Genomic DNA, 3,635 nt, shown 5'->3' with positions numbered 1-3,635 from the left:
GGTGCGTGCATCGCAAGGCGGAGGAGGGAGTCCATGCGGAGCATCGGCGACCGACGACAACGCGGCGAGGCGCGTGCCCCGGCGTCGCCCGGCAGACGGGGGTTCGAAGACAGGCCCAAGGGCCGAACGGGACCGAACGGCAGGGCCGGGAAGCGGAATTCCGCCGATCGGCACCTGGTCCAATCGGGCCCCGCCGTCGCTATGATGATCCGCCTCACGTCCGACGGGCCCGCGGGGGCACCGGTGCGGCGTGCACCCGCCACCGGGCCCCTGCCCGCTCCCCTGGAGGCCGCCGTGACCACGTGCGAGACCGCTGCCCCCCGACCCGCACCGCTGAAGCGGGACGACATCCCCGGCTGGTTCTTCAGTCTCGACCGGGCGGCCTTCGGGCACCTGCTCACCGCCCAGAGCACGGCCGGCGTCACCGGCGACATCCTCGAACTCGGCAGCTACCTCGGCCGCAGCGCCGTCCTGCTCGGCGACCACCTGCGGCCCGGCGAGCGGCTCACCGTCTGCGACCTGTTCGACTCCGACGCGGGCGACGCCGACAACGCCGCCGAGATGGAGATGTCCTACCGCAAGACCCTCACCCGCGGCGCGTTCGAGGCCAACTACCTCGCGTTCCACGCCGCCCTGCCGGAGATCATCCAGGCCCCGACGTCCGTCCTGGCCGACGGCCGGATCCCGGCCGGCAGCTGCCGGTTCGTCCACGTCGACGCCTCGCACCTCTACGAGCACGTCGCCGGGGACATCGGCGTCGCCCGCGCCGCGCTCGCGGGCGACGGCCTCGTCGCGCTCGACGACTACCGCCAGGAGCACACCCCCGGCGTCGCCGCCGCGGTGTGGGAGGCGGTGTTCACCGGCGGGCTCCGGCCGGTGCTGCTCACCCCGTCGAAGTTCTACGGCACCTGGGGCGACGCGGCGGCGGCGCGCGAGGTCCTGCTCGGCCGCGACTGGCGCGAGGAGGGCTACACGGTCGACGAGGACACCATCGCCGGGGTGCGCGTCCTGCGGCTCAACCACCAGGTCAAGGCGCCGGTCCAGCCCTCCGCCCCGCGCCGGCTCGCCCTGGACCTCCTGCCCCCGGTGGCCACCCGCGCCACCCGGCGCGTGCTGCGGACGCTGCGCGAGCGCCGCGCCGCCCAGCCGGCGCGCACCGTCTGAGACGCGCACCGCGGGGTCGGACGCTGCGGCGTCCGGCCCCGCTCACGCATGCCCGCTTCATTTGTCATCTTTTCCTATTGGCTGATTCCACATCACCCACATGAGTGATTCGCTCTAAAAGATTTGCCCAAGGCGCAGTAAAGAGCACATAGTGAGGACGCCTCGATTTGGTCTAGGGAAACCCAAATCCAGGCAAAATCATCGCGGGCGAATCCCGAGTGAATCGTGAGTGAGGAGAAGGCCTTGTTCCACGGAATCACGGCAACCGGCCACGGTCGGCGCCTGCGCGAGGACATCGCGCGGACGGGCACCACGCCGCTCATCGGCGTCTACGACATGTACTCGGCGTCGATCGCGGCCGAACACTACGACGGGATGTTCGTCTCCGGATTCGGCTTCGCCGCCTCCTACTACGGCCTGCCCGACATCGGCTTCATCGCCTGGCCGGACATGCTCTCCTTCGTCGAGCGGCTGCGCGGCGCGTTCCCCCGGCACCACCTTCTGGTCGACATCGACGACGGCTACGTCGATCCCGAGGTCGCCTGCCACGTCGTGCGCCGGCTCGAACGCACCGGTGCCTCCGGCGTGATCCTGGAGGACCAGAAGCGCCCGCGCCGCTGCGGCCACGCGGACGGCAAGCTCGTCCTGCCGCTCGACGAGTACCTGGAGAAGCTGAACCTCGTCCTGGAGAACCGCACGGACCTCGTGGTCGTCGCCCGCACCGACGCCACGGAGGAGCAGGACATCCTGCGCCGCGCCCGCGCCCTGGCCGAGACGGACGCGGACGTCGTCCTCGTCGACGGAGTGCGCAGCGAGGAGTGGATCCGGCGGATCCGCCGCGTCGTCGGCGACAAGCCGCTGCTGTTCAACCAGATCGGGGGCGGCAAGTCGCCCCGGCTGTCGCTGTCGGAGCTCGGCGACCTCGGGGTGGACGTCGCGATCTACAGCACGCCGTGCCTGTTCGCCGCGCACCGGGCGATGGACGAGGCGCTCGCGGGGCTGAAGGTGAACGACGGGCGGCTCCCGGCCGCGGCGCCGGACAACCGTCCGGTGAGCGTCCGGGAGTCGACCGAGCTGCTGGAGCGGAACATCGCCCGCTCCCGGGGGCTCGCGGAGGTCACGGCGTGACGTTCGGACCACGCGGCACGGTCCGCCACCGGGCATCCGCCCGGTGGCGGGCCGGCGCCGCCGGACTCGCCGGGGCGTGCGCGCTGCTCGCGGGCGGTGCGCCGGCCGCGGCGGCGGGCGGGCTGATCACGGTCATCGACAACTCGCACGCCGACTCCTGGGTGGAGGTGGACCGCACGGCCAACGTCCGGCAGGGCGGCGGCTCGGCCGGCAGCGACCACGACGGGGCCGGGTCGGTGGTGGGCGGGTCTGTGGTCGGCGGCTCGGTGGTGGGCGGCTCGGTGGTGGGCGTGGTGGGGCTCGTTGCCGGCGCCGGGTGCGAAGGGAGGGTGATCGATGAGCCTGCAGTGGCTGCGGCGGCGCGGCCTGGATCCCTACATGGCGGCACTGGCGGGCACCGTCGGGCTGGCCGCCCTGTTCCCGGCCACCGGCGCGGCGGCCCGCACGGCCGCGGTGGCCTGCGACCTCGCGGTGGCGCTGCTGTTCTTCCTGTACGGCGCGCGGCTGTCCACCCGCGAGACGCTGGCCGGGCTGCGCCACGTGCGGCTGCACGGGCTGGTGCTCGCCTGCACCTTCGTCCTGTTCCCGCTGCTCGGCCTCGCCACCGCCCTCCTGACGCCCGTCCCGCTCACCGACCAGCTCCGCACCGGTGTGCTGTTCCTGTGCCTGGTGCCGTCGACGGTCCAGTCCTCGGTCGCGCTCACCGGCGCGGCCAGGGGTGACGTGCCGGCGGCGATCTGCGCGGGGACGTACTCCAGCCTGGCCGGGCTGGTCCTGACCCCGCTGCTCGCCACCTGGCTGCTGGGCTCGCACGCCGAGCTCTCCGCCGACGGACTGCTGCGCATCGCCGCCCAGTTGCTCGCGCCGTTCGTGCTCGGGCAGGTGCTGCGGCCGTGGATCGGCGGGTTCCTCGGGCGGCACAAACGGCTGCTCTCACCGGTCGACCGCGGCTCGATCCTGCTCGTCGTCTACACGGCGTTCAGCGCGGCGACGGCCCAGGGCATCTGGCACCTCGCCACGCCCGGCGCCCTGCTCGGCCTGGCCGCGGTGCTGCTCGCCCTACTCGCCGCCGCGCTGGCCGCCGCCCGCCTCGGCGCGCGGGCCGTGGGGCTCGGCCGGCCGGCCGTGGTCGCGGCCATGCTGTGCGGCTCGCAGAAGAGCCTGGCCAACGGCCTCCCGATGGCCACGGTGCTGTTCGGCACCGAGGCCGGGCTGATGGTGCTGCCGCTGATGCTCTACCACCAGCTCCAGTTGGTGGTCGGCACGGTCCTGGCCGGCCGGTGGGCGCCGAACTCGTCGCCGCCACGCGGAAGATCCACGCCGCGCACCCCGACACCTACGGC

General features: G+C 73.3%; 3 protein-coding genes. All 3 read left to right on the top strand.

Going from position 1 to position 3,635, the window contains the following annotated elements; genetic code table 11:
* Positions 1-294: 294 nt before the first annotated feature.
* Complete coding sequence (locus AB0O00_RS32695) at positions 295-1,164, top strand: class I SAM-dependent methyltransferase (RefSeq protein ID WP_363657985.1); 870 nt, start codon at positions 295-297, stop codon at positions 1,162-1,164.
* Between the two features lie 255 nt (positions 1,165-1,419).
* Positions 1,420-2,292 (top strand): isocitrate lyase/PEP mutase family protein, encoded by an 873-nt coding sequence (locus AB0O00_RS32690; RefSeq protein ID WP_363657987.1) that lies wholly within the window; start codon positions 1,420-1,422, stop codon positions 2,290-2,292.
* Positions 2,293-2,628: 336 nt separating this feature from the next.
* Positions 2,629-3,635, top strand: a 1,007-nt coding sequence (locus AB0O00_RS32685; protein ID WP_363657983.1) for a bile acid:sodium symporter family protein, incomplete at its 3' end; no start/stop codon positions are given.

It is taken from the genome of Kitasatospora sp. NPDC093558 (genome assembly GCF_040683475.1).
Classification (GTDB): Bacteria; Actinomycetota; Actinomycetes; order Streptomycetales; family Streptomycetaceae; genus Kitasatospora.
This window is presented reverse-complemented; position numbering and strand designations above follow the sequence as displayed.